Raw genomic sequence first — 25,208 nt, 5'->3', positions numbered from 1 at the left:
GTAAAATCTTAGTGATTTGATTAAAGCTTATCCGTTCACCACGTGTTTCTGAAACATTCTCTTTTACATTTATTACAGTAATTCCAATGGTAACATAGGAGATACTAAATATCACCTAAAAAAAGGACAAGGCTTTCTCATTGAGCCTGACGTATTGACATTCTATCAATCTCATTCCACAAATCCTTGGGAATATGTATGGGTGGGCTTTAGCGGTTCTGATGCTAAGCAGATTCTAAAAAAATCGGTCTTAACATTAATAACCCTATCTTTACCTTCGAAGATACTGAGGCTGTCTATGAGATTGTTAAAGATATAATGAGGCATTCCGGCTTAGGCACAGCCAATGAGCTTCGAATAGCAGGACTTCTTTATATGTTTCTATCTTTCATTGCAAGAAGTAATATTGAGCTATCAACAGTTGAAGATAAAAAAATATTTATCTAGAAAAAGCTGTAGAATATATTAAAAATAATTACTCCTGGAGCATTAAAGTAACGGATATAGCTAACTACATTGGTGTTAATAGAAGTTATCTTTACACTTTATTTATGAAATCCACTGGCATCAGTCCACAGCAGTATCTAAATACTTTTAGAATCTCTAGAGCAAAAGAACTTTTAACCCTTACTGATTTATCGATTGAAGCTATTTCTCTTTCTTGTGGATATCGGGATCCATTGGGTTTTGCAAAGGCTTTTCGTCAATCTATAGGTGTATCTCCTAGCAATTTTCGAAGATTTTTATAATTCTAGACATAAAGCAATATATGCAAAGCTAAGAGAAATGTACGAAGAGAGTATGCCAATGGATATTGTAACTCTATCTGAGAAGCTTGGTGAAAAGCTTAAGGAAGTTGTTGGGGTCAGCTACTTAGGAGAACTTATAAATTGCAGTCTTAACGCAGTTAATATTAAAAATTACGGCAGTATTGTTAAGGAGAAATCAAACTACAGACATCTAAAAGGTATTCTCACTAATTACTGAAACATTAATTTATGGGAATAATGTCAGTAGTAAATGGCAAGTTGTTTAAAGTACATAGCTTGGGTATAATATTAATAATTATAGATAATAAATTGAAAAAATAGAGAACAAGTAGTAGATTAATAAATTAAGGCGGTGTGCATATGGCAGATATAAAATATGAAATAAAAGAAACTATGGGAATTCTTTCAGAATCACCAAAGGGCTGGAAGAAGGAAGTAAATCTAATAAGCTGGAATGATAATGCTCCTAAATTTGATATTAGAGATTGGGATCCTGAGCATAAAAAGATGGGTAAGGGAGTAACTTTAACAAATGAGGAACTAAAGAAACTTAGGGATGTGCTGAATGAAATGGAGTTATAACAATAAAATATAAAAATTTTGATGAATCACCTACTCAGGTAATTGCTATTTTAGAGTGAAGTTTGTTATAATATGTAAGGTATCTTATATTACTAAGGAATTAGCAAATATAAGAGTATAAGTAGTACTATTATAATATCGTAAGGTTTTTGCCATTTTACATAAACATGGACTAATAGGTAAGCAGATATAAGAAGGTATTTAATTTCTAGGAGGTAAAATAATGTTAGATTTAAGATTCGTAAGGGAAAATCCTGAAGCTGTTAAGGAAAATATTAAGAAAAAGTTTCAAGATAATAAGTTAAAATTAGTAGATGAAGTAATTGAGCTAGATGCTGAACTTAGAAATATAAAACCAGCAGCAGATGCTTTGAGAGCTGATAGGAACAAAATTTCAAAACAGATCGGTGGACTAATGGCTCAGGGAAAAAAAGATGAAGCAGAAGAAATGAAGAAACAGGTTACGGAAGCTTCAGAGCGTTTAGCTGCGCTAGAAAAAAGAGAGGACGAACTGGAAGAAAAAATAAAAGTCATTATGATGGCTATTCCAAATATGATTGACCCAAGTGTTCCAATTGGTAAGGATGATAGTGAGAATGTGGAAATTCAACGTTATGGTGAACCAATTGTGCCTGATTTTGAGGTTCCATATCATACTGAAATCATGGAGAAGTTTAGCGGAATTGATTTAGATAGTGCTAGAAAAGTTGCTGGTAATGGTTTTTACTACTTAATGGGGGATATTGCCAGACTTCATTCTGCAGTAATTTCTTATGCTAGAGACTTTATGATTAACCGTGGTTTTACATATTGCATTCCACCTTTTATGATTCGTAGTGAAGTTGTAACTGGTGTTATGAGTTTTGCTGAAATGGATGCTATGATGTACAAAATTGAAGGTGAAGATTTATACTTAATCGGAACTAGCGAACACTCAATGATTGGTAAATACATTGATACTATATTACCAGAAGCTTCTTTACCACAAACTTTAACTAGTTATTCACCTTGCTTTAGAAAAGAAAAGGGAGCTCACGGTATTGAAGAGAGAGGAGTATACAGAATTCATCAATTTGAAAAGCAAGAGATGATAGTTGTATGTAAGCCAGAAGAGAGTATGATGTGGTACGATAAATTATGGCAAAACACAGTAGATTTCTTCCGTTCTTTAGATATCCCAGTAAGAACTTTAGAGTGCTGTTCTGGTGACTTGGCAGACTTGAAAGTAAAATCTGTTGATGTAGAGGCATGGTCTCCTAGACAGAAAAAATATTTCGAGGTAGGAAGCTGTTCTAACTTAGGTGATGCACAGGCAAGACGTCTTAAAATTCGTGTAAATGGTGAGAAGGGCAAATATTTTGCACATACATTAAATAACACTGTAGTTGCACCACCAAGAATGCTAATTGCTTTCTTAGAGAATAACTTAAATGCAGATGGTTCTGTAAATATTCCAGCTGCATTACAACCATACATGGGTGGAATGGCTGTAATTAAATAATTAACAGCTTTGTCTAAGCCTTGTAGGGCTTAGACAAAGCTGTTAATTATTCAAGAATATATTCCAGGTATCCATACTCAAAACACCACTTGTAGATATATTCCAGTTCTTTTGCATATCAGTTACTGCCTGAAAGGTTGCCTCATCATAAACCATATCAGTATAAGAATCTTTCTTAAGATATCCATATTGTACTAGTTTTTGTTGAATCCATAATACTACATGGGATTTATGACCTTTAACAATTATAGAACTAATGCCTTTAAGAGCGTCTAATAATTCCTGATAGATATTACCATCCTTATGAACTAATTTTGCGTTATAATCTAAATTTAAATTATAAACCAAAGCTTGAATTTGAGTCTTTAATGTGGCATTGGTTACGGTAGTTATTGGTTTTTGGTTAGAAATTAGAGTGTTGTAGAAACTATCCGTCATATAGTTTAAATCTAGGTATCCACTAATTCCAGGTAAAGTACCACTTTCACTGTACTGCCATATTGCATGGCTGCCAAATAAAGGAATAATTGGAGTAGAAACTCCATAGTTTGCTATCCAAAGAGGATACTTAGTTATGCTAGAATTTAAATACTCAGTTATATAGCTAGGATTACAGTAGATGAGAGGTTGTCCAACACTTGATATGGCATTCAAAAAAGCTAGACAGGCATCTGTCATATCTCCGGAGATTCCAGATTGTTCAAAGTCTAATACAACAAAGTCTGGGTTAGCACCTTTGCAGTTAGCTATGAAGAAATTTGCTTCGTTAACAGCGCCTGAAACATCTTTAAATCTAGCAAAATGATATGACCCAGCAAGCATTCCTAAAGCTTTTGAATTTGCTATATTTTCAGCATAATATTTATCAATAAATGAACTTCCCTCTGTACATTTTGCTACAATAAATGAATTGCCTGCATTTTTAATTATACTCATGTCCACGGTTCCATTAAGATTACTAATATCAACACCTTTTAACATATTAACATCTCCTTTTGTTTCTATATTACTTAGGCTTATCTAATTTGTGATTATCAAAGAATTATCTTGTTTTAAATATATATAAAAAGTTTCTATACAAAGTATATATATGCAGTGTTATGTAATATTGATTATTCATATATAAAACTTGCTCAAAATTATGAAAAAAAGACTTGATAATTAATAATAATTATTATATAATAGTAGATGTAAAGAAGATAACATGAAAATGATATAAATAATTAAATTTTATTGGAGGAATGTAAAATGAAAAAATTTGTTTGTTCAGTATGTGGATATATACATGAAGGAGAGACTGCACCAGAGAAATGCCCTACATGTGGAGTTGGAAGCGATAAATTCATAGAAAAAGTAGAGGGTCAATTTGTTTGGGCTGATGAGCATAAAATAGGAATAGCAAAAGGTGTTGATCTTGAAGTAATAGAAGGCTTAAGAGCAAACTTTACAGGTGAATGTACAGAAGTTGGTATGTATTTAGCTATGAGCAGACAGGCTGATAGAGAAGGATATCCAGAAGTAGCAGAAGCTTATAAGAGAATAGCTTTTGAAGAAGCAGAGCATGCTGCAAAGTTTGCTGAATTACTAGGAGAAGTAGTTGTAGCAGATACTAAGAAAAATCTTGAAATGAGAGTAGAAGCAGAACATGGAGCAACTCAAGGAAAGAAGGATTTAGCTACTTTAGCTAAAAAATTAAACTTAGATGCTATACATGACACGGTGCATGAAATGTGTAAAGATGAAGCAAGACATGGTTCTGCATTCTTAGGGTTACTAAACAGATACTTTAAATAATTATTAGACTCACCCTATCCCAATAAATAAAAAGTTCCTTATACTATTGATTACGTAGTATAAGGGACTTTTTATTTGCAAAACTTTTATTATAACGTTGTAATAATATTGCTTTCTAATTTATAATTCAGTATATTATTCAAGCTCAAAATTTAATAAATAAAGGGGTAAGCGCTATAATTGGTAGAGGAGGAACTTACATTGATCTTAAGAATAATCTAAATATCCCTGTAGTTGACCTAGGGATAACTACAAGTGATATACTTTATGCTTTAAGTAAGGCAAAAAAGTTATCTAAAAAAATCTATTTAATTCTGCAGGAAAGTATTTTTTTGAGTGCGAAAAGTGGAAGGAACTATTAGACATAAACATAGAGGTATTTACATTCAGCAGCATAGATCAAGTTGAAGAGATTGAAGAAATTATATTAAAAATAAAAGCCCTAGAAGAGGATGCAGTAGCTGTTGGTGGAGTTATTGTAACTGGTAAAGCTGAGGAATATGGATTAAAGACTATATTTATCACAAATACAATTGTAATTCCTGCAACTAACAGAGTATTTAAAGAAGCTATTAAACTTGGATATATCAAGACTTTTATTGAAGCTGGTGGTGTAGTTTCTCATCCGGGTTGTGCTTTATGCTGTGGAATGCCTTACGGATTGCTTACTGATGACGAGGTTATCTTAAGTACCGCAAATAGAAACTTCATCGGAAGAATGGGAACAAAGAAATCATTAATATATCTTGGATCTCCTGCAGTAGCTGCAGCCACTGCAATCGCTGGAGAGATAACAGACCCAAGATATGTATAGTCGGATGGGAGAAATAGAGTCGATATCAGCGGGATAACAAGTAGTTAGAATAAATAAAATTAGAGGAGATGGATAAAATGGATTTTAAAATCCCAATTATACCTGGAGATGGAATTGGCGTAGACGTAGTAAGAGAAGGCGTTAGAGCCTTAGATCGTATTGGCGAAGTATTTGGACATACTTTTACTTATGAACACATTTTATGTGGAGGGGCTTGTATAGATGCACACGGTGTACCATTACAAGATGAATCCATAGAAAAAATAAAGGAATGTGATGCTATACTTTTCGGAGCAGTAGGCGGACCTAAGTTGGATGCTCTTCCAAAAGAGCAAAGACCAGAAAGAGGTCTTGCTAGATTAAGACGTGAGTTTAATCTTTTTGCAAATTTAAGACCATCAAAAATATATCCAGATCTTAAAGATAAATCACCTTTAAAGGATCGTATAATCGAAAAAGGCGTTGACATAATGCTTATTAGAGACTTAACTGGTGGAATATATTTTGGTAACAAAGGCCGTAGAGAAGGAAAGAATGGTTTAGAAGCATATGACGAAGAATGCTACAGCGTTATGGAAATAACAAGAGTTGCAAAAAAAGCTTTTGAAATTGCAATGCAAAGAAGAAAAAGTGTTACAAGCGTAGATAAAGCAAATGCTTTAGAAGCTTCAAGACTTTGGAGAGATACTGTTACAGAAGTAGCTAAAGACTATCCAGAAGTAGAGCTTAAGCATATGTTAGTTGATAAAGCTGCTATGGAATTAGCATGTAATCCAAGCGTATTCGATGTTCTTTTAACAACTAGTATATTTGGAGATATTCTATCTGATGAAGCAGGAGTAACTACAGGTTCAGTAGGAATGTTAGCTTCTGCAGCTTTAAATGAAAGCGGCTTTGGTCTTTATGAGCCAATTCATGGTACAGCACCTGATATAGCAGGAATGGGAATAGCAAACCCTTTAGCAACTATAGCTTCAGTAGGAATGCTTTTAGAGATAGCTTTAAATCTTCCTGAAGAAGCAAAAGCTATAGATAGAGCTATAAACAAAGTTCTTCATGATGGATACAGAACTGGTGATATATACATGGAAGGAACAACAAAAGTAACAACTGAAGAAATGGGTACTTATACAATTGAGAGAATTACAAAATAGAGATGGGGGAAAGTAACAATGGGATTAAATGTTACGAAGAAAATTCTTAAAAGTTACTTATTAGAGGGAAGCATGCTTCCAAATGAACAAATTACTATTAAAGTAGATCAGACTTTAGGTCATGACTTAACAGGTATTATGGCAGCTCAAATATTAGAAAGTGTCCAAGCTGAAAAAGTTAGCACAGAAACATCAGTATTTTACTGTGACCATAATGTAATAGCGGCTTCGTCTGAAAATACAGATGACCATATGTATCTTAAAACATCTGCACAAAGATATGGAGTATATTTTTCAAAACCAGGAAACGGCATATGTCACTTCTTACATGTTCAGAGATTTGGTAAACCAGGAAAAGTAATGCTTGGAGCAGACAGTCACACACCAACTTCAGGGGCATTGGGTATGATTGCAATCGGCAGCGGCGGACTTAGTGTTGCAAAGTGTATGGTTGGAGAAGGCTTTAAGCTAACAACACCAAAGGTGCTAAATATAAAATTAACTGGTGAGCTTCAACCAGGAGTATCAGCAAAAGATATAACTTTAGAAGCATTAAGAATATTATGAGTAAAAGGTGGTATTGGACATATCATTGAATTTACTGGTGATGGAGTTAAAACGCTATCTATTCCTCAAAGAGCTACAATTGCAAATATGATTATTGAAATGGGAGCTACAACAGGTATTTTCCCAAGTGATGAAGTTACTCGTGAGTTCTTAAAGGCGCAAGGAAGAGAAGAAGATTGGATACAATTATTACCAGATTCAGATGCTGAGTATGAAAAAACAATTGAGATAAACCTTAATACTCTTGAACCATTAGTAGCAAAACCACATATGCCTGATTTAGTTGTAACTGCTAGAGAAGCATCAGACGTAAAAGCTGATTCAGTTTTTATAGGAAGTTGTACAAATGCTTCTTATTCAGACATAGTAAAAGCTGCAAAAATATTAAAAGGTAAGAAGGTTTATAAAAACATTGATTTGACTGTTGGACCAGGTTCAAGATAGGTTTTTGAACAGCTTCTTAAAGATGGTATAATAGCAGATTTAGTAGAAGCTGGTGCAAGAATACTTGAATGTGCTTGTGGACCATGTATAGGTGTAGGACAAGTACCTCATAAGAACGGCGTAGCTGTTAGAACTTCAAACCGTAACTTTATGGGAAGAAGTGGAACAAACGATGCTTTTGTTTATTTAGCAAGTCCAGAAACAGCAGCAGCTACAGCAATAACTGGAAAAATTACAGATCCAAGAGATATTTTTGATGTAAATAACTTAAAGGATTGTGTTGAGCCAGCAACTTATAAAATTGATGATTGCTTAATTATTGGTGGATCAGCAATTCTAAAATATATTGCAAATATCCCTAAGTTTGCTGAATATACTTTCTGTTATACAGATCCAACCTTTGTTGAAAGAGCGAAGGAATTAAAACATACAGTAATTATTGGTGGAGAAAACTATGGACAAGGCTCAAGCAGGGAGCATGCTGCAATACTTCCAATGTACTTAGGAATTGAAGTAGTATTTGCAAAATCCTATGCAAGAATTCACAAAGAAAATCTAATCAACTATGGTATACTTCCGCTTACATTTAAGAATAAAGATGACTATGACAAGATTGATATGAACGGTGTATTTGTAATAGAGGATGTATATGCTCAAGCTGACAATAGGGACTAAATGTTAAAGTTGTAAATAAAAACATTGAGTTCACAGCTATTTTAGATGTTTCTGATTTTGATAAGAGGGTATTAAAAGAAGGCGGAGCATTAAACTATTTAAGAAATAAATTAAAGTAGAATATAGAATTAAAAGGGAAACTTACAATAAAGAGAATTTTACGTAAGTTTCAGACTGTAGACAAAGTAGGTGACATTCTCCGATTTTGGGAGAATGTCACCTACTTTTTTCTTCTTAACAATAAATAATTATTTTAATATTGTTGAAATAGAAACAAAAGTTTAATATAATGTTGTTAATTCACCAACAGGTGGGAGGATAGGCCATGAAGAAAGAAGAACAGGTCATAATGGGTTTCAGGGACTTATTAAACAAGATGGTTTGGCTTAATAAGTTTAAGATGGAAGATAGTCTTAAGGATTATAAGCCTTCTGAAGTACATTGTATCGAATACATTGGAAGAAATGTAGACTCCAACGTGACAAAACTTGCGGAGTCCTTTTATATGACTAGAAGTGCCATAAGTAAAATAACTAAGAAGCTCATGGAAAAAGGCTTTATCGAAAGCTACCAGAAGCCGGATAACAAGAAAGAAATCTATTTTAGGCTTACTGAGCAAGGGAAAGCAATTTATAAAACTCATGAGGAACTGCACAAAGAGTTTCAACAGCGGGATAAAGCCGTATTTGAGCAGGTAACTGAGGAACAATTTGACAGTATGATTAGTTTTGTAGAAAAGTATAGTAGGCATTTGGATGCAGAAATAAAGAAACTGGGTATAGATATTAAGTTGGATAAATTTGAATAATGAAAATGAAACCACAGGCAGTCTAACTCTATTGAGAATGGGCTGCATTTTTTATTGTTATGATTTTGTTGACAAGGAAACAAAATCATGATAGGATAAATATGTTTCCGGGGAAACAAAATATAACTTTTGAGGGGGAATTTAATCTTGAAATTTAGATCACACAATGAACATAGCACAGAACAAACCGTAGATAAACATGCTTTAATATTTGGTCTTATCTCTGTGTTTCTTTGCGGAATAGGCTTCAGTATTATAGCACCTGTCGTCCCATTCTTAGTGCAGCCATATACAAGCAGTCCGAGAGAACAAGCTATAGTTGTTACGCTGCTGACTTCTGTTTATGCAGTCTGCGTGTTTTTTGCGGCCCCCGTACTTGGAGCTTTCAGCGACAAATATGGCCGTCGTCCATTGCTCTTAGTATGCCTTTTGGGTTCTGCAATGGGGTACTTAGTTTTTGGCATAGGAGGGGCTCTATGGGTACTATTTGCTGGGCGGATAATAGAAGGTATAACAGGCGGGAGCATAAGCACTATCTTTGCATATTTTGCAGACATCATTCCTAGGGAACAGAGAACCAAATACTTTGGATGGGTCAGTGCGGTTGTAGGGGTAGGCACCGTTATTGGGCCAACTCTAGGCGGATTACTTGCCAGGTTTGGTTACTCTGTACCCATGTATTTTGGCGCAATAATAACTTTATTGAATGTTGTTTATGGATTATTTTTTATGCCTGAGAGCCTTCACAAGAATAATAGATTGAAAGAGATTACTTTTGTAAGGCTGAATCCATTCACACAGCTCGCAAACGTACTTTCTATGAAAAACTTAAAAAGGCTACTGGTCTCAGCGTTCTTACTTTGGATACCTAACGGATCTTTACAGGCAGTTTTTTCACAATTTACAATGGATACTTTCAGTTGGAAGCCTGCACTTATCGGACTTATGTTTTCAATTATGGGCTTCCAAGACATCATTTCACAAGGTTTCATAATGCCAAAGCTTTTAATAAAACTTAGTGATGCACAGATAGCAATTCTTGGAATGTTTTCGGAGATTATAGGCTACAGTCTTATTGCGCTATCTGCATTGTTCTTATTCTATCCTCTTTTAATCGCTGGAATGTTTATATTTGGTTTTGGTGATTCGATCTTTGGGCCTTCATTCAATGGGATGCTATCCAAGTCTGTGGATTCTAGTGAACAAGGAAGGATTCAAGGAGGTAGCCAATCTATTCAGGCTTTAGCAAGAATGATTGGGCCTATCATTGGAGGTCAAATCTATGTATCACTTGGTCATGCCGCACCTGCTTTTATGGGTATGATCCTTATAGCGGCGGCAATACCAGTTTTGTATAAGGGCGCCAATGGGTAATCTTCTACGTATTAACATTTTTCAAATAGTATCCCAAATGATATGGTTATTAAAGCTAATAAGTGATGGAAATACTGGTGTTACTACGTAGAAGCCATCTTTTCTATTATTTATTTTATTGACAACTCTTTTGCTAATATTCAGAAAATTAATTTTCTTGAAACCCTTTACAAGAATGACAAATCATGAGATAATTAGGTTAATTACTTAATTATTAGCATTTCAAGTAGGGGGAGATAAAACATGAGGATAAAATTTAAGGGGAAGTTTGTAGACATTAAAAATTCAGGAGATGTTAGAGCTATTATAAAGCATTGCACCGGTTGTAGAGCTCATGTACTTTGCGATACTGAACTTATAAATTATGATGTTGAATGCCATAAACTATATTACACATATTCTAAAGGTCAAAAAATATAGGCTGTGAACTTACGAGATATTAATAAAAAATAATTATTAGTTATATAAAAAACAAAAGAAGGTTTTTAATAATATCAACCTTCTTTTTATTTTATTCATAATACTCCTTTATATATAGGTATTCACTAAAAACGTAAACTTATGTTAATCTAAATTTACGTTTTTATTATGAACTAGATGAATAGTACTCTAAATATTTATTGTGAAAAGCAAGTTTTTCAATATGTTTAAATTATAATTTGAAGGTATATAATTTTCATATTGTAGTTTGTTAATAATAATATATATATTTTCTAATAGGAAATATTATAGAAAATAAGTTATTTATAAAATATATATGTGTGTAATACTATTATTGCTTATAGAATATTAATGTAAATGTTTAATATTTTGTACTTTAGTTACTGATCACTTTCAGATCATGTTGTTTGTATAAATAGCATTATGATTTCCAAGGCGAAAAACATTTTGGTCAAAGATTGGCATGATATTTGCTGATTATATAATCAACAAGAGTTTATTTAATAATTAAAATTAAAATATTTAATGAGGTCACCAAAATGAGTAAACAATTATTAGAAGGTATTAGAGTATTAGATTTTACAGATTTCCTTGCAGGTCCATACTGCGGTATATATTTAGCAGATTTAGGGGCAGAAGTAATTAAAATTGAAAATCTTAAAGGCGGCGGTTGTTTTACAAGAGGTGCAAGTCCAAGAGAGGAGAAAACTGGATTTAGCATGTACTTTGGTAATCTAAATCGTAACAAAAAAAGTGTTTGTCTTGATTTAAAAACAGAAGAAGGAAAAGAATTGTTCACAGAATTAGTAAAATCAGCAGATGTTCTTTTGGAAAATATGCGTCCTGGTGTTATGGCTAAATTAGGTTTTAGTTATGATAACTGTAGAGAATTAAATCCTAGATTAGTATTTGCTTCAATTTCTGAATTTGGACAAACTGGTCCATATTCTAAGAGACCGGGTTATGACTTAATTGCTCAAGCTATGGGCGGTTCTATGAGTATCACAGGATGGCCAGGATCAGAACCAACTCGTGCAGGTATGGCAATCGGTGATATTATGGCAGGTATGAATGCTTGTATTGGTATTTTAGGTTCACTTTTCAAAAGAAATGAAACAGGACTTGGACAACAAATTGATGTTGCATTAGTGGATAGTATTGTATCAGGTTTAGAGGCAAAAGCTATGCAATATATTTATGAAGGAAAGGTTCCAGAAAAAACAGGAAACAAGTATATTGCTTCAGCTCCTTATGATTCCTTTACTGCGAAAGATGCCCATTTTGTTATTGCTAGTGGAACAGATGCACACTTTAAAGTATTATCAGAGTCAATTGGAAAGCCAGAATTAGCAGATAATCCATTATATAATAATACACCAAATCGTAGAACTAACGCTGATTCATTAAAAGCTATCATCAATGAATGGGCAAGCGATAAAACAGTTGCTCAGTGTGTAGAGATTATTGATGGAGTTGGAATTCCTGTAGCTCCAATATACGATGTTAAAGACTTATATGAAGACAAAAATATTAGTGAGGTTAGGGAAATGTTCGTTAAGGTTCCTCATCCTGAATTAGGTGAAGTAACTGTTCTAGGTAATCCGATTAAAATGAGTGAATATTCATGCCAATATAAAAAGTTTGCTGCAGAGTTAGGCGAGGATGATAATGAAGTCTTTGAACAATTAGGATTCTCTAAAGAGAAGGTTGATGATTATATAGCTAAGGGAATAATTATTTAATATAGTTAGTTGAGTGGAAAATTTAACCAGGGGAGCTAAAACCCTGGTTTTTTATATATTCAGAAAAACAGGTGATGATGGGGCGTTAATTCATAACATTGTACTATTGTATAATAGCAAACCTTAATTTGAGGAACTATCACTTATCTTCTTCAAAAAGTTAGCTACTAATTTTTCTGCTTTTTCAAATGACTGTACACAATAGTTTTCAGAAAAAGGGTTACTAAATCCATGTTTTCCGTTTAACATATAAATGTTAATATTGAATTTTTCTAAGGAATTAACTAATTCCTGCACATTAAATGAGTTCTCTTCGGTAGGAAAAATCAACAGTACCGGACATTTGGGTGTGATACTCGTATAATCTCTAATCCGCGAGCCATAATATCCTATTATGCCATCACACATATTCCCTTCATCGCTGCATAACCATGCAATTGTTGCACCTACACTATACCCTAATAAATAGATGTGTCTATATTGTTTTTTTGCCTGTATAATTACCTGTTTTACTTGCTGAACTGCTGAATCAAAGCCGATGTTATTTATAAAATGTTGATAGGCTTCTTCTTGTAAATCGTAATTAAAAGGTTGCGTCAGTCCTATTAGGTTTGGACAAATAATATTATATTTATTTATAGAAAATTTATCGCAAACCATCTGTATGTGTTCATTAATTCCGTATATTTCATGTAATACTATTATTACAGAATCAGAATTATCTATAATTTTCATACGATCCCCCCTAAATTGAGAAATTAACATTTTCATTACTTCATCATAAGTTACAATAGTTTACTATATAAGAATATTCCGACTTAAATTTTCTTTTTCACATAATATCACTTATGTCCTTGAAGTCGATCACCTAATCTCTTAGACAAATTGGAAGTGTAGCTTATCCTTATACCACTAAAGGAAACTCACTGTATAATAGAATGGCTGTGAATATAAATTCCAAAAAGCTTTCCTTGTGATTTCTTCTACTCTCTCATAATCTGTTTCTTCTTCATTACTAATCTTAATCATTTTGTTCATTTATAAACCTCCGATAATTTACCTAAGATCAATTTTTTGTGCTTTTTATTATGGCTATGTGCTCAATGAATTCTGATTTGTCGTTATTCCAATTATTCCTTTCAAATTACTATTTGTTGAGTTGTTTTACATCTTTCATATGTCACATTGAATTACAACTACGTCGTAACTCTCTATATAATATTATCATCAATTACCATGTTCTGGGGTAAATTCTCCATAAATATAGATCATACATTGTTTATATATAAACAGCATTTAAACCAATTGTCTAAGCCATTTCTATGGATGCTAGTATAGTTAACGTACGAATCGTTGCCATACCTTAGGAAGAGATAAATAAGAAACTGGCTTATACTGGCGGTAAATGCTAAGGAGGAATTATATAAGTCCATTAAAGATTTTTACTTTTTAATATAACTTGCATATTTGGCTATTCTTTGAATTTATTCTCTATACTTCTTCTCTAGTGTACTTTTTAGGTTCTGTTTTACGCTCTTGTTTATTAGTTAATTTATTAACCTATGCCTTAGATAGTCCTACTTCTTTTGCTATAGCTCCATATGATAAACATTGTTGATTAAGATTTGTCACCTTTTTTAATTGATCATCTGTAAGAGTGCTTTTCCTTCCTCCCCCACGCTCATCACGTTTTTTTTTAACTGTTCCTGTAGCTATTTTGTAGTAACTCTAGCCACTTTCTTCACTCCGTTCACTGATTAATTTACTTAGCGAATAACTGTGCATAGGCAAATGACAGATAGGAATTTTCATGACCTATAGCGAAGTCTTTATCAGCTATAGCCATAATCAAACAAGGGGCAGAACGCAAGACAACATCTTCACCGGTCTCATGATATATATCAATCGTCATTGCTATATTATCAAAATATTTTGATCCAATAATTGCAGGGGACTTAATTAATACTCTTTCTGTCCAATCAATTATAACTTCTGAAATTTTATGCAATAAATCAGGATCATCAACCACATGATACGAGATTTCTTGTGTATTACAGCCTGATGGAGCCATTCTAGCAATATCAAGAATCTTATGCACTTCATTTCGAGGAACAGCTTTTTCCTGATAGCTGCGGATAGATCGGCGTGAACGTAGAAACTGAGCTGCTGTATTTTCATCAAAGTTTTTTATATCTTTCACCACTTGATTGGCTAGTGGTGTTTTCGCATTATATAGTGCTTCTTTTGGACAAACAGCCACACATTGGCCACAACTCATACAAAGATTTTTATCTCTCCTTATGTTTTTTCTTTATTATACACAGTGAAATAGAACAACAGCGTGTCATATTTGAATTACAATTTATAAAGTTTTGATACCTGTTTTATTTCATATGAAATAGCCTTACGTATATGTTCTGGTTCTATCACCTCTACAGAGCTTCCAAAAGATAAAATATAACTATAGAGCCACTCTCCTTCAGGAAGCAGTGCTTCTAGAGTAAAGCTACCGTCATCATTTAAGGTAATAAATGAATCATCAAAATAATGGTATAGTCGATTTAAGACATGTGCCTTAAAGCAAAGCTTCAAGGGAATTAGCGACTGAGAAGCAGTATTCCACTCTTTTAACGGATCTTCTGTTAGAACTTTTTTATCAAATGTTTCATCTAAAATTTCTAGTTTTTTTAATCGGGATATTTTAAAGATTCTATGTTCTTGACGCTGTCTGCAGAAAGCAACCATATACCAAGCATTGTTTTTAAAAATAAGTTTTTCTGGCTCAGCCAACCATTTGCTCTTTTGCCCGTATGCGTTAACATAATCAAACTTAATAATATTTTGATGTAAAGTAGCCAGCTTTAAATGGTTAAACTTGTTTTGATTATTAGGGCAGCTTCCCCAATGGGAAAAATCAACTTCTACAAAGTTGTAATCGGAAGTATTATTGAATATTGCTCCTAGCTTTTCAAGAATGCTATCTAATTCAAGATATTGAGTTGCTTGAATAGCTTTGATTGTCAACATTAAGTTTTTGCTTTCTAAATCAGAGATAAGTGCCCTGGTTAATGTATAGTTTTTCATAAGATGTATGCCGCCTCCATGGCCCTTGTTCATGTATATAGATATGCCAGCAGAAGAAAGTACATCAATATCTCGATAAATGGTTCTTGTGGAGACTCCAAAATGTTCAGCTAATTCTTTAGCTGTTGTGGATTTTTTTCCGAGAAGTATATATATAATTTGAAATAATCTGTTGATTTGTATAATATTACCTATCTTTATAAAGTATAAATCATATAATATGACATTATAATGTCATATTATATGATTTATTTAAGTAATTATTTATCAACTTTTAGAAAAGAAATTTTCTTATGCCTAAATGAGCCACATTATGGGGATGTTATACATAACATTGTTTTTAAGTGTTTTCTTGAAGTTGTTTTAAGTTAATAAACACACTACCCTAAGGCAAAAATAAAAAACAAAGCAAAATCGAGGGAGATAACTTTTTCAAAATAGACCGAATCTCAAGAAACTTTTTTTATGAGTGTAGATAATTGATTAGAAAACATACATAAAAAATTAAATTAATCACTTGACTTTAAATGATAAAGTAACTATAAGATTTGTTTTTTAATATGACAGACTGTCGTCAAGTTAAGTATGTTAGAATGACAAAGTATTAAACAAAATTTTTTACAGAAAGAAGAGAAAGAAAATGAAAGGTATGAACTTTAGTGAAGTAGTTGAACGTTCTGTTCAAATACTTTTACGTCTTAAAAGCTATAGGGTACTAGTACCTTATAGTATTTGATTATACCAATTAATTCCATTTGTTTTTCGGTACATCTTTCATTATCTATACCTATACACATAAAATTAAGCTATATCAATACTTAAACGTTGTATATATATATCCAACGTATCTCTACTATTTGCCTTTAGTGTAGTCTATTTGATATGCCTTCATAAATATCAAGGATATACAAAGCACATAGCAGTGTCCTTGACATTTATGAGCATATCAAATTCTAAGTTTTTAAGGGCAAATAGCCTATTTCTACCAATACTTTGTAAACTATAAATACTAAATATAGTTATCCTGTCTACAACACATCATTTATGCCTATTTTGGTATCGTTAAATACTATAAATACTACTGTTTTTAGAGGTATAGTTAGTGACACGGATGCTGGTATTACCCCATATATTCTGTTTTGATTTAAAATATTGCAAGCAATAACAGTGAATAATAGGTTTTCTTTGATGAATACATCTGAATTATCTTACGCATCCTTTTCAAATTTCGTAACATACGGATGCTTGAGTGTCTAGAACATTCCCTATAAATTTTGCAACTTCCAGGTGTGCAGGATGAGCAAGATATGCATTCATATCCTCCATTGATGCAAATCTTGTAATCAGAATTATGTCACAAGCTGTTTGGCTGGGACGAATATTTAATTCAGCTTGTATATCTAAAAGAACTTCTATTTTTCCTTTCATACCTAAAAGAGCTTCCTGTGTCTTTTTAATATTTTCAGTATCTCTATTTTTTAATTTTAAAAGTAAATTGTTTACAATCATTTTTTACCTCCTGTAATGTTTAGTATAGTTTGAGCAGCTTCTTTTCCATTTACAAGTAGTGTAATCCGGTGAATGCCTGGGTAATGTTTACGTGTAGTAAGGTGCGCAAAGCTGTGAGTATGTGTTCCAGATAAATATTTACCACTGGATACATTTTTGTCTGATAAGAGAAACAGCTTGCGGGAGGAGCTGCCATTGGATTTTATAAAGTCAATGCCATATTCTAAACGGATATGTGCAGGGGTATTCCATATTATATCCAATGAATAATTCAGTTCACAGCGGTCTCCAATCTGAAGTTCGTCCGGATTAACCGTGAGCGTTGCATTCTTAAATAAGGGGTTTTCATCAGAAAAATCTGTATAACCAAAGAGAGCCAGTGCTGTAGGATTTGCTTTTCTTATGAGAGTGCGGCAGCCTTGTCGAAGAATCCAGTCTGTTTCAGAACTGTAACCTATCCATTTCTGTGCTAATTCTAGAACTGCTTTCGGATTATCTTTCGTAATGTCATTCAGGTTGTTGGCTACACTTTTACGTACATAAAGCGAGGGGTCTGCCCTCAGGTTTTCCAAGACTTTAAAAATTGGTGACGGATCACTTTTAAACATAGGAAGTGATATTCCCCATGGAAGACGCGGACGGCAGCCTTCACTGGAGAAGCGACGAACATGCTCATTTTCATGCAATGACCATTTAAGCATATATCCCATTACACGCTTAGGCTCAATAAGCAGAAATGGACGAATGGCAAACTCTGAGGATGACTGCTGCGTAAAACGTTCTAAAGCATTCATTGAAAGTTCAAAGTGTTTTTCCTGACGCCCGTAAGTAGCTACAAAATCAGGCAGGAACAGGTATGGGAAACCAACGCAGCTCTCATTTATAGAAAACAGAATCTGCAAGGAGTCTTCAAAAGGCTTGGGAAGATATTCACCCAATTTCTCTGCAATCCTGTGAATTCTGGCCTTTAGCTGTAATTCATCCCATGGAGGTGACAAAATGCAAGCTGTAAACTGTTCCGGGTCAAATTCCTTATATACTTTATGAACTTTATCTCCAAAGTCCTTTAAAAACTCAATTGAATAAATATCCTTCAATGCATTGGCCATAAATCTTCTTCATTCTCCTTTGAATCGTTTTTAGATGGTACGGATTATACCACTATCAATAGTATGCTCACCTCCGGTAATGTAGGAAGCTCTGTCTGAAGCAAGAAAAGCAACAAGTTCAGCTATTTCCTCAGGTTTTGCCGGACGACCAAGCGGTATACCTCCGAGTGCATTCATTAATTCTTGACGTGTACCGTTATAATCCTTTCCGGAATTCTGTGCCATCCTTTCAATAAGACGCTCGGCAGCCTTTGTTTCCGTAAAACCTGGGGCAACTGTATTTATTCGTATTCCTTCAGGACCGAACTTAGTGGCCAGATTTTTACTGTAATTGGTTAGAGCTGCCTTCGCCGCAGAGTATGCCATTGTCATATTTCCGGGAAGCCTGCGCTGAATAGATGATATATGAATTATAACACCTTTATGGTGTTTAAGCATAGCCGGCAAAAATCCACGATCCAAGCGTACAGAAGCAAAAAGATTAGCATTAAATGTCTTCAGCCAATCCTCATCACTCAAGGTTAATGCTCCGGCAGTGGAGGATGAGGAGCCACCTACATTATTGACTAATACATCCAATCCTCCAAGTTTTTCAAGGGTATCCTTAATGATTTTCTCAGTGCCTTCCGATGTACTGACATCTGCTTGAATAAATCCAACAGATTCCGGTAAATCTTCTGAAACAGTTCGAGCAGTAGTCATTATTGTCGCTCCCGCATTAAGCAAACGCAGGACAATAGCATTTCCAATACCTTTGGTTCCGCCAGTTACAAGTCCGTTTACCCTCAAATTCTTTGCTTATATCAAATAATGGTGAATTATTTCCCATAATAAAATGCCTCCTTGTTTTTTAAGTTGTTTTGCTTAGTATAACTAATATAACTTGACGACAGTACGTCAGGTTTTGGAATGATATTTATTCACCATATTATCCAAACGAATTGAAATCTCATTCCTTACACTTTGAGGCTCTATCACCTCCAGCATTGTACCGAAAGAAAAGAGATAATTGTAAATCCATTCACCACCGGGCATGGAGATAATCACAGTATAGGAGTTATCCTTGTTTTTTATTATATTTTCTTCCCCAAAATCGTCATATACACGGTAAGCTCCTTCAGGTGATATTTTGAGAGTCAGCTTAACCTGTTTGTTACATGCTTCGTCTGGAGATTTAGTCATAAGCTCCTGTGAGCTTTGATGCATACAAGACTCCTCAGTAATATGAATATCAGACATACGGCTTATCTTAAATGTTCTGCAGGCCATTTTCTGCAGGCAATATCCTTGCAGATACCAAGCCTTGTCTTTAAAGAGCAGTTTGAAAGGTTCAACCTTGCGGCGGCTTTTTTCTCCACATACATTGAAGTAGGAAAAAGTAATAACCACTTGTTCAAGTACAGCATCTTTAAGAAGGCTGAAAACTTCTTTTTGTTTTTTATCGCTTCCCCAATTAGAAAAATCAACTTCAATCCAGCTCATATTGCTTTTTTTGAAAAGACTGTTTAATTTTGAGAGCACATCATCAAGTTCAGGATATTGAACTGCCGACAAGCTTTGAAGAGCCAGCAGAATTTTATTCTGTTCTTTTTCCGAAAGCAATGACTTATCAAGTACAAAATTATCAAGCAAAGAGATCCCTCCACCTTTACCTTGGCTCGCATATATAGGAATACCTGCTTGGCTCAGTGCATCAATATCCCTATATATAGTCCTCACAGATACTTCAAAATGTTCAGCCAGTTTGCCTGCTGTTACAGACTTCTTATCAAGCAGAATATATATGATTCGAAATAATCTACTTATCTGCATAACATCACCTCATTTAAAAATATAAACCACATAATTTGATTACCCTACCTCTGTCCAGGAACACAAAGGGTTTACCAAGTTCCACTAATAGTAGATTCAAATGGGTAAGTATCCTTCTATACTCCGATGGGTATATGGGTTACTGCACGATTGGAAAACGATTCAATCTTTCCTATCCATATTAAGCTTGTTACTCCGCAGTACGCTTATCGTAAGTGACGAAGATTACAAAGGTTCAACTTTCGTTTGTACTTTCCATTTTCTCCCAACCAAGCATTGCTCCTGCGTAAAGCAATGACATTAGGTAATTACTCCACTTGTCATGAGAAACTTCGCTTTACATGCAATTGAACAAAACTTCCCAATTATTAATTTATCACTGTTTACAGGATACTGGTATAGTACATTATTTTTTTCAAAATCCTTTGTATCATTATAAATATCATTATATATTGTATAATCTCCAACTTTTATATTATCTCTTGTAATTACATTTTTAAGATATATTGTTTGGTTATCATTACTTCTTGGATATACTTTATTAAATTTCAATTATTCACATTTTAATATTTAATTGATAGTTCTTAGTATAAGAATATTGTGCAAGAAACTTACTGTAGATTATGCTTAATTTCTACGTTCCTTTTGTGTAGGGTATCTTCTTGAATATACAATAAAGATATTCAGAATCTCATTCTCACCATGAATAAATAATATAATATACAAGGTAATCCGATAGCAGATAGTATTGTGATTGCAATATGTAAGAATGGAATATAATTAGATTATGTATTAAAAAATATGTTGATTATTTAGTAAAAGAAGTTAAGGTACGGTAAGGAAGAAGATAAAGATGAAGTGTAATGTAAGAGATATATCTATAAACTATAAAATAATTGGTGAAGGAAAGCCAATTGTTATGATACATGGTTATGCTGCAGATCATAGATTAATGAGTGCATGCATGGAGACGGTCTTTAATATTAACAGCAATTACAAAAGAATATATATTGATTTACCTGGCATGGGAAATTCAAAGGGTGCTGAGTGGCTGAATTGTGCAGATATAATGCTTGATGTTATAATTGAGTTTATTAATAAGATACTTCCAAATGAAAATTTCTTGCTTGTTGGTCAGTCTTATGGTGGCTATATATCAAGGGGAATAGTTTATAAAATGGCTCATAGAGTAGATGGTCTTTTATTAATATGTCCATGTATAATAGCTGATAGAAAAAAACGTAATATTCCTGAAAAAATTATTTTAGTGAAAAATGAGGAGCTGCTATCTAAAGTAGAGGAAAGTGATGTGGAGCGTTTTAATTCAGCTTTAGTGATACAAGATGAAAATACCTTTGAAAGATATAGAGATGAAGTGTTATCAGGAATAAAAAAAGAAGACATTAGTTTTCTAAGAAATTATAGAAAGAATGGTTATAGTTTTTCCTTTGATGTAGATAAGTTGGAGAAAAAATTCAACAAACCCATGCTTATGACCTTGGAAAAACAAGACTCAGGAGTAGGGTATAAGGATGCTTGGGACATATTGGGAAACTTCCCAAGGGCAACTTTTGCTGTACTAGATAGGGCAGGCCACAATCTGCAGATAGAGCAGAATGAAGTGTTTAACTGTCTAGTTAACGAATGGTTGAGAAGAGTTGAAGATGATATTAAGAGAAAAGTAGACTAAACACACATAATAGGGGGAGAAAACAGAGTGGCTAACTATGCTATTATGCTTATGATGATGAGTTGTAGACGGATAACCCATATTTTAAAACGAGCAGAGATACAAGAATATTTATTAAAAGGAAAGATGGGTCGTGAAATTTCTCAATGTACAATAGGTGTTATCGGAACAGGTAGAATAGGTCGTTCCGTATTACAGCATTTAAGTGGTTTTGGATGCTGTTTACTAGGATTTAGTGTACATCAGAATAGTGAAGTTAGCCAATTGGCTGAATATGTAAACTTAGAAACATTATATAAAGAGTCAGATATTATCAGTATACACGTGCCTTCAGTTCCTCAAAACTATCATATGATTAATGGCATGATAGTTGTTTTATATTTTAATAATAATTTAATATATTATGTATTGCATATGGAGCTAATTTATTATATAGTATATGCTATATAATAAATTGTATAATACATATTGAGAATATGAAAGTGTTAAATAAGGGGGCGTAATATCTATATGGAAACTAAAAAATACGTATATCTTTTCAACGAAGGAAATGCAAATATGAAAAATCTACTTGGTGGGAAAGGGGCAAATCTTGCTGAGATGATGAATTTGGGGATACCTGTCCCAGAAGGGTTTACATTGTCTACAGAAGCTTGCACAAAATACTACGAAGATGATAAAAAGTTATCTGAAGAAGCAATAACTCAGACTTATGAAGCGCTGGCTAAGGTTGAAAAAGTGACAGGCAAAAAGTTTGGTAGTGTGGACAACCCTTTACTTGTTTCAGTAAGATCTGGAGCTAGAGTTTCAATGCCAGGAATGATGGATACTATATTAAACTTAGGACTAAATGATGAAACTGTAGAAGGGCTAAACAAGTTAACTAACAATGAGAGATTTGCGTATGACTCATATAGAAGATTTATTCAAATGTTCTCTGATGTTGTTATGGGAATTGAAAAGAGAAAGTTTGAGGATATTCTTGATGAAGTTAAAGCTCTTAAAGGAGCTAAATTTGATAATGAATTGACTTCATCAGATTTAAAAGAGGTTGTTAATAAATATAAGGCTTTATATAAGATGGAAATGGAAAAGGATTTTCCACAAGATCCAAAAGAGCAGTTATTAGAGGCAGTAACAGCTGTATTTAGATCTTGGGATAATCCAAGAGCTATAGTTTATAGAAGATTAAATGACATTCCAAGAGAGTGGGGAACAGCAGTTAACGTTCAATCAATGGTATTTGGTAATATGGGAGAAACTTCAGGAACTGGAGTTGCATTTACAAGAAATCCTGCTACTGGAGAAAACCTTATATTTGGTGAATATTTAATAAATGCACAGGGAGAAGATGTTGTTGCTGGTATAAGAACACCTCATCCAATATCAAGATTAGAGCAGGACTTACCACAGTGCTATAAACAGTTTATGGAAATATCAGAAAAATTAGAAAAGCACTATAAAGATATGCAGGATATGGAGTTTACTATTGAGCAGGGAAAACTATATTTCTTGCAAACAAGAAATGGCAAAAGAACAGCTCAGGCTGCACTAAAGATTGCTGTTGACTTAGTGGAAGAAGGTCTTATTACAAAGGAAGAAGCAATATTAAAAGTTGATCCTAAGCAGTTAGACTCGTTATTACACCCAAGCTTTGATCAAAAAGAATTAGAAAATACTGAGGTTATCGCAAAGGGCCTTCCGGCTTCACCAGGTGCTGCTTGCGGAAAAGTTTATTTTACTGCAGAGACGGCAAAGGATCACCACGAGCAAGGTGAAAAGGTAATATTAGTAAGACTTGAAACATCACCAGAGGATATAGAGGGTATGGTAGCTGCTGAAGGTATACTTACAGCAAGAGGAGGAATGACTTCCCATGCTGCAGTTGTTGCTAGAGGAATGGGAACTTGTTGTATAGCTGGATGTGCTGATTTGAAAATAGATGAGGAAGCTAAGACTTTTAAGTTAAGTGGAAAGTTATATAAAGAGGGAGATTATATATCCTTAGATGGTAGTACAGGAAATGTTTATGGGCAAGCTATTAAAACTACTGAGAATGAAATAGGCGGACATTTTAAAGCATTTATGGTCTGGGCGGATGAAATAAGAAAGTTAAAGGTTAGAACTAATGCTGATACACCAAGAGATGCTGAGCATGCTGTTAAGTTTGGTGCAGAAGGTATAGGACTTTGCAGAACTGAGCATATGTTCTTTGATGAAGAGAGAATACCAGCAGTTAGAGAGATGATAGTTTCAAAGACAGAATTGCAGAGAAGAAAGGCATTAGATAAATTACTCCCAATGCAGAGAGAAGACTTTATCGGAATTTATGAGGCTATGGAGGATAGACCGGTAACTATAAGACTGCTAGACCCACCACTACATGAATTTTTACCACAAGTGGATGAAGATATAAGAGATTTAGCTGAAGAAATGGAATTAAATTTTGAAGAGTTAAAGGCAACTGTTGAATCTTTACATGAATTTAATCCAATGATGGGACATAGAGGATGCCGTCTTCCTGTGTCATATCCAGAGATAGCAGAGATGCAGACTAGAGCTGTAATAGAAGCGGCTATAGATGTTAAAAAGAGAAAAGGTTACAATATAGTGCCAGAGATAATGATCCCTCTTGTTGGAGAAGTAAAGGAATTAAAGTTTGTAAAAAATATAGTTGTGACAATTGCTGAAGAAGTAATTGCTAAAGAGGGGATAGACTTAAAATATTTAGTAGGTACTATGATAGAAATACCAAGAGCAGCTCTTACAGCAGATGAAATAGCTAAGGAAGCTGAATTCTTTTCCTTTGGAACAAATGATTTAACTCAAATGACCTTTGGCTTCTCAAGAGATGATGCTGGTAAGTTCCTAGAAGATTACTATGATAATAAGATATATGAGTTTGACCCATTCCAAAAGTTAGACCAAACAGGAGTAGGTAAACTTGTTAAGATGGCAGCAGAACTAGGAAAACAAACACGACCAGATATTCATCTTGGAATATGTGGAGAACATGGTGGAGATCCATCCTCTATAGAATTTTGTCATAATGTTGGGCTAGATTATGTATCTTGTTCACCATATAGAGTTCCAGTAGCAAGACTTGCTGCTGCTCAAGCTCAGGTTAAAAATTATAGAAAATAAATGAAAGCTAGAGAGCTGTTATAATTTTACAGAAAAAATTCAGAAGTTGTTTTCATACAGTTTAATATGGTAATTGGAAAAACAATAAAAAGTGCTAGGATTTATTAATTAATAAATCCTAGCGCTTTTTAATTATATTGTTATAAATTGAATTAAAAATTTTATATATCATCCATGTATTTGTTGGTATAATA

At 33.7% G+C, this 25,208-nt stretch carries 26 protein-coding genes and 4 pseudogenes; 19 read left to right on the top strand and 11 right to left on the bottom strand.

All coding sequences use genetic code 11. The annotated features are described in order from the left end of the window. The first annotated feature begins 55 nt into the window (after positions 1–55). The 6 genes from CLMAG_RS35060 to serS all read left to right on the top strand — a co-directional run bounded on the left by CLMAG_RS35060 (position 56) and on the right by serS (position 2,853). The gene (locus CLMAG_RS35060; RefSeq protein ID WP_082831996.1) at positions 56–319 is read left to right on the top strand and encodes an AraC family ligand binding domain-containing protein; all 264 of its coding nucleotides are present in this window, start codon (positions 56–58) and stop codon (positions 317–319) included. Continuing rightward, a complete protein-coding gene (locus CLMAG_RS34420; RefSeq protein ID WP_278331057.1) occupies positions 319–447 on the top strand; it encodes a hypothetical protein in 129 nt (42 codons plus the stop codon). The genes CLMAG_RS35060 and CLMAG_RS34420 overlap by 1 nt, the downstream gene beginning before the upstream one ends. After that, positions 438–749: a helix-turn-helix transcriptional regulator gene (locus CLMAG_RS35055; protein WP_082831995.1), complete on the top strand. Its 312-nt coding sequence runs from the start codon at positions 438–440 to the stop codon at positions 747–749. Before CLMAG_RS34420 ends, CLMAG_RS35055 begins: the two co-directional genes overlap by 10 nt. Then, positions 715–987, top strand: coding sequence for a DnaB-like helicase N-terminal domain-containing protein (locus CLMAG_RS18410; protein WP_073393388.1), 273 nt, complete (start codon positions 715–717; stop codon positions 985–987). The genes CLMAG_RS35055 and CLMAG_RS18410 overlap by 35 nt, the downstream gene beginning before the upstream one ends. 143 nt (positions 988–1,130) lie before the next feature. Further along, complete coding sequence (locus tag CLMAG_RS18405; RefSeq protein ID WP_066626038.1) at positions 1,131–1,352, top strand: YdbC family protein; 222 nt, start codon at positions 1,131–1,133, stop codon at positions 1,350–1,352. Positions 1,353–1,575: 223 nt separating this feature from the next. Further along, positions 1,576–2,853: a serine--tRNA ligase gene (gene serS, locus CLMAG_RS18400; RefSeq protein ID WP_066626035.1), complete on the top strand. Its 1,278-nt coding sequence runs from the start codon at positions 1,576–1,578 to the stop codon at positions 2,851–2,853. Between the two features lie 42 nt (positions 2,854–2,895). Here the strand turns inward: serS and CLMAG_RS18395 are convergent, their stop codons facing one another. Then, positions 2,896–3,834: a GH25 family lysozyme gene (locus tag CLMAG_RS18395; protein ID WP_066626026.1), complete on the bottom strand. Its 939-nt coding sequence runs from the start codon at positions 3,832–3,834 to the stop codon at positions 2,896–2,898. 267 nt (positions 3,835–4,101) lie between these two features. On the opposite strand from CLMAG_RS18395, the gene CLMAG_RS18390 reads away from it, so the two are divergent. The 10 genes and pseudogenes from CLMAG_RS18390 to CLMAG_RS18360 all read left to right on the top strand — a co-directional run bounded on the left by CLMAG_RS18390 (position 4,102) and on the right by CLMAG_RS18360 (position 12,666). Then, positions 4,102–4,647: an NADH peroxidase gene (locus tag CLMAG_RS18390; RefSeq protein WP_066626023.1), complete on the top strand. Its 546-nt coding sequence runs from the start codon at positions 4,102–4,104 to the stop codon at positions 4,645–4,647. A gap of 122 nt (positions 4,648–4,769) precedes the next feature. Then, positions 4,770–5,116: pseudogene (locus tag CLMAG_RS35050) on the top strand (PrpR N-terminal domain-containing protein); the annotation flags it as partial. Positions 5,117–5,122: 6 nt separating this feature from the next. Further along, entirely contained in the window at positions 5,123–5,461 is a 339-nt protein-coding gene (locus CLMAG_RS33830) for an aconitase family protein (RefSeq protein ID WP_423231086.1), read from the top strand. A 77-nt stretch (positions 5,462–5,538) separates the two neighbouring features. Beyond that, positions 5,539–6,615 carry a 3-isopropylmalate dehydrogenase gene (gene leuB, locus CLMAG_RS18380; protein WP_066626019.1) on the top strand — a complete coding sequence of 359 codons (1,077 nt, stop codon included), beginning with the start codon at positions 5,539–5,541 and terminating at the stop codon, positions 6,613–6,615. A gap of 18 nt (positions 6,616–6,633) precedes the next feature. Continuing rightward, positions 6,634–7,794 (top strand): annotated as a pseudogene (locus tag CLMAG_RS35045) (aconitase family protein); the annotation flags it as partial. Beyond that, positions 7,777–8,301: a hypothetical protein gene (locus tag CLMAG_RS35040; protein WP_423231085.1), complete on the top strand. Its 525-nt coding sequence runs from the start codon at positions 7,777–7,779 to the stop codon at positions 8,299–8,301. The pseudogene CLMAG_RS35045 and the gene CLMAG_RS35040, both read left to right, overlap by 18 nt. A 325-nt stretch (positions 8,302–8,626) precedes the next feature. Further along, complete coding sequence (locus tag CLMAG_RS18370) at positions 8,627–9,109, top strand: MarR family transcriptional regulator (protein WP_066626017.1); 483 nt, start codon at positions 8,627–8,629, stop codon at positions 9,107–9,109. 144 nt (positions 9,110–9,253) lie between these two features. Continuing rightward, positions 9,254–10,483 (top strand): MFS transporter, encoded by a 1,230-nt coding sequence (locus tag CLMAG_RS18365; protein ID WP_066626287.1) that lies wholly within the window; start codon positions 9,254–9,256, stop codon positions 10,481–10,483. A gap of 243 nt (positions 10,484–10,726) precedes the next feature. Beyond that, on the top strand, positions 10,727–10,903 hold the full coding sequence (locus tag CLMAG_RS32555; protein ID WP_161486998.1) for a hypothetical protein: 177 nt from the start codon (positions 10,727–10,729) through the stop codon (positions 10,901–10,903). A gap of 560 nt (positions 10,904–11,463) precedes the next feature. Then, positions 11,464–12,666: a CaiB/BaiF CoA transferase family protein gene (locus CLMAG_RS18360; RefSeq protein ID WP_066626014.1), complete on the top strand. Its 1,203-nt coding sequence runs from the start codon at positions 11,464–11,466 to the stop codon at positions 12,664–12,666. Between the two features lie 123 nt (positions 12,667–12,789). Here CLMAG_RS18360 and CLMAG_RS18355 read toward each other — a convergent pair whose 3' ends face one another. The 10 genes and pseudogenes from CLMAG_RS18355 to CLMAG_RS18320 all read right to left on the bottom strand — a co-directional run. Continuing rightward, on the bottom strand, positions 12,790–13,401 hold the full coding sequence (locus CLMAG_RS18355) for a dienelactone hydrolase family protein (RefSeq protein WP_066626012.1): 612 nt from the start codon (positions 13,399–13,401) through the stop codon (positions 12,790–12,792). Positions 13,402–13,578: 177 nt separating this feature from the next. Beyond that, a complete protein-coding gene (locus tag CLMAG_RS34415) occupies positions 13,579–13,704 on the bottom strand; it encodes a hypothetical protein (RefSeq protein WP_278331048.1) in 126 nt (41 codons plus the stop codon). A 724-nt stretch (positions 13,705–14,428) separates the two neighbouring features. After that, a complete protein-coding gene (locus CLMAG_RS18350) occupies positions 14,429–14,968 on the bottom strand; it encodes a nitroreductase family protein (protein WP_278331101.1) in 540 nt (179 codons plus the stop codon). A 53-nt stretch (positions 14,969–15,021) separates the two neighbouring features. After that, entirely contained in the window at positions 15,022–15,750 is a 729-nt protein-coding gene (locus CLMAG_RS18345; RefSeq protein ID WP_423231082.1) for a helix-turn-helix transcriptional regulator, read from the bottom strand. Between the two features lie 24 nt (positions 15,751–15,774). Then, positions 15,775–15,909, bottom strand: a pseudogene (locus tag CLMAG_RS35035) (helix-turn-helix transcriptional regulator); the annotation flags it as partial. 1,062 nt (positions 15,910–16,971) lie between these two features. Next, positions 16,972–17,259 (bottom strand): Dabb family protein, encoded by a 288-nt coding sequence (locus CLMAG_RS18340; protein ID WP_066625997.1) that lies wholly within the window; start codon positions 17,257–17,259, stop codon positions 16,972–16,974. After that, positions 17,256–18,368, bottom strand: a complete 1,113-nt coding sequence (locus tag CLMAG_RS18335) for a DNA alkylation repair protein (RefSeq protein WP_066625994.1) — start codon at positions 18,366–18,368, stop codon at positions 17,256–17,258. Before CLMAG_RS18335 ends, CLMAG_RS18340 begins: the two co-directional genes overlap by 4 nt. Positions 18,369–18,398: 30 nt before the next feature. Continuing rightward, on the bottom strand, positions 18,399–19,157 hold the full coding sequence (locus CLMAG_RS18330; RefSeq protein ID WP_242873072.1) for an SDR family oxidoreductase: 759 nt from the start codon (positions 19,155–19,157) through the stop codon (positions 18,399–18,401). A 108-nt stretch (positions 19,158–19,265) separates the two neighbouring features. Continuing rightward, positions 19,266–20,180, bottom strand: coding sequence for a helix-turn-helix transcriptional regulator (locus CLMAG_RS18325; protein ID WP_066625991.1), 915 nt, complete (start codon positions 20,178–20,180; stop codon positions 19,266–19,268). Positions 20,181–20,492: 312 nt separating this feature from the next. Continuing rightward, positions 20,493–20,732, bottom strand: a pseudogene (locus CLMAG_RS18320) (acetyltransferase); the annotation flags it as partial. 301 nt (positions 20,733–21,033) lie between these two features. Between CLMAG_RS18320 and CLMAG_RS18315 the strand changes: the two are divergent. Genes CLMAG_RS18315 through ppdK form a run of 3 tightly spaced genes read left to right on the top strand, consistent with a single transcriptional unit; the run spans position 21,034 to position 25,014 of the window. After that, entirely contained in the window at positions 21,034–21,870 is an 837-nt protein-coding gene (locus tag CLMAG_RS18315) for an alpha/beta fold hydrolase (protein WP_066625983.1), read from the top strand. A 27-nt stretch (positions 21,871–21,897) separates the two neighbouring features. Then, positions 21,898–22,320 carry an NAD(P)-dependent oxidoreductase gene (locus CLMAG_RS18310; protein WP_066625977.1) on the top strand — a complete coding sequence of 141 codons (423 nt, stop codon included), beginning with the start codon at positions 21,898–21,900 and terminating at the stop codon, positions 22,318–22,320. A 60-nt stretch (positions 22,321–22,380) separates the two neighbouring features. Then, a complete protein-coding gene (gene ppdK / locus CLMAG_RS18305; protein WP_066625976.1) occupies positions 22,381–25,014 on the top strand; it encodes a pyruvate, phosphate dikinase in 2,634 nt (877 codons plus the stop codon). Positions 25,015–25,208 lie beyond the last annotated feature (194 nt).

Source organism: Clostridium magnum DSM 2767, assembly GCF_001623875.1.
In the GTDB taxonomy this organism is placed as follows: Bacteria; Bacillota; Clostridia; order Clostridiales; family Clostridiaceae; genus Clostridium_AM; species Clostridium_AM magnum.
Note: the sequence above shows the minus strand (reverse complement) of the source record. Positions and strands in the feature narration are given on the sequence as shown.

Coding starts and splice junctions, on each gene's coding strand:
- CLMAG_RS18335 (WP_066625994.1), bottom strand. CDS start 18,368: ATGGCCAATGCATTGAAGGATATTTATTCAATTGAGTTTTTAAAGGAC.
- CLMAG_RS18405 (WP_066626038.1), top strand. CDS start 1,131: ATGGCAGATATAAAATATGAAATAAAAGAAACTATGGGAATTCTTTCA.
- CLMAG_RS18370 (WP_066626017.1), top strand. CDS start 8,627: ATGAAGAAAGAAGAACAGGTCATAATGGGTTTCAGGGACTTATTAAAC.
- CLMAG_RS18360 (WP_066626014.1), top strand. CDS start 11,464: ATGAGTAAACAATTATTAGAAGGTATTAGAGTATTAGATTTTACAGAT.
- CLMAG_RS35040 (WP_423231085.1), top strand. CDS start 7,777: ATGGGAAGAAGTGGAACAAACGATGCTTTTGTTTATTTAGCAAGTCCA.
- leuB (WP_066626019.1), top strand. CDS start 5,539: ATGGATTTTAAAATCCCAATTATACCTGGAGATGGAATTGGCGTAGAC.
- CLMAG_RS34420 (WP_278331057.1), top strand. CDS start 319: ATGAGGCATTCCGGCTTAGGCACAGCCAATGAGCTTCGAATAGCAGGA.
- CLMAG_RS18355 (WP_066626012.1), bottom strand. CDS start 13,401: ATGAAAATTATAGATAATTCTGATTCTGTAATAATAGTATTACATGAA.
- serS (WP_066626035.1), top strand. CDS start 1,576: ATGTTAGATTTAAGATTCGTAAGGGAAAATCCTGAAGCTGTTAAGGAA.
- CLMAG_RS18325 (WP_066625991.1), bottom strand. CDS start 20,180: ATGCAGATAAGTAGATTATTTCGAATCATATATATTCTGCTTGATAAG.
- CLMAG_RS18315 (WP_066625983.1), top strand. CDS start 21,034: ATGAAGTGTAATGTAAGAGATATATCTATAAACTATAAAATAATTGGT.
- CLMAG_RS32555 (WP_161486998.1), top strand. CDS start 10,727: ATGAGGATAAAATTTAAGGGGAAGTTTGTAGACATTAAAAATTCAGGA.
- CLMAG_RS18395 (WP_066626026.1), bottom strand. CDS start 3,834: ATGTTAAAAGGTGTTGATATTAGTAATCTTAATGGAACCGTGGACATG.
- CLMAG_RS34415 (WP_278331048.1), bottom strand. CDS start 13,704: ATGAACAAAATGATTAAGATTAGTAATGAAGAAGAAACAGATTATGAG.
- CLMAG_RS18340 (WP_066625997.1), bottom strand. CDS start 17,259: ATGATTGTAAACAATTTACTTTTAAAATTAAAAAATAGAGATACTGAA.
- CLMAG_RS18390 (WP_066626023.1), top strand. CDS start 4,102: ATGAAAAAATTTGTTTGTTCAGTATGTGGATATATACATGAAGGAGAG.
- ppdK (WP_066625976.1), top strand. CDS start 22,381: ATGGAAACTAAAAAATACGTATATCTTTTCAACGAAGGAAATGCAAAT.
- CLMAG_RS18345 (WP_423231082.1), bottom strand. CDS start 15,750: ATGAAAAACTATACATTAACCAGGGCACTTATCTCTGATTTAGAAAGC.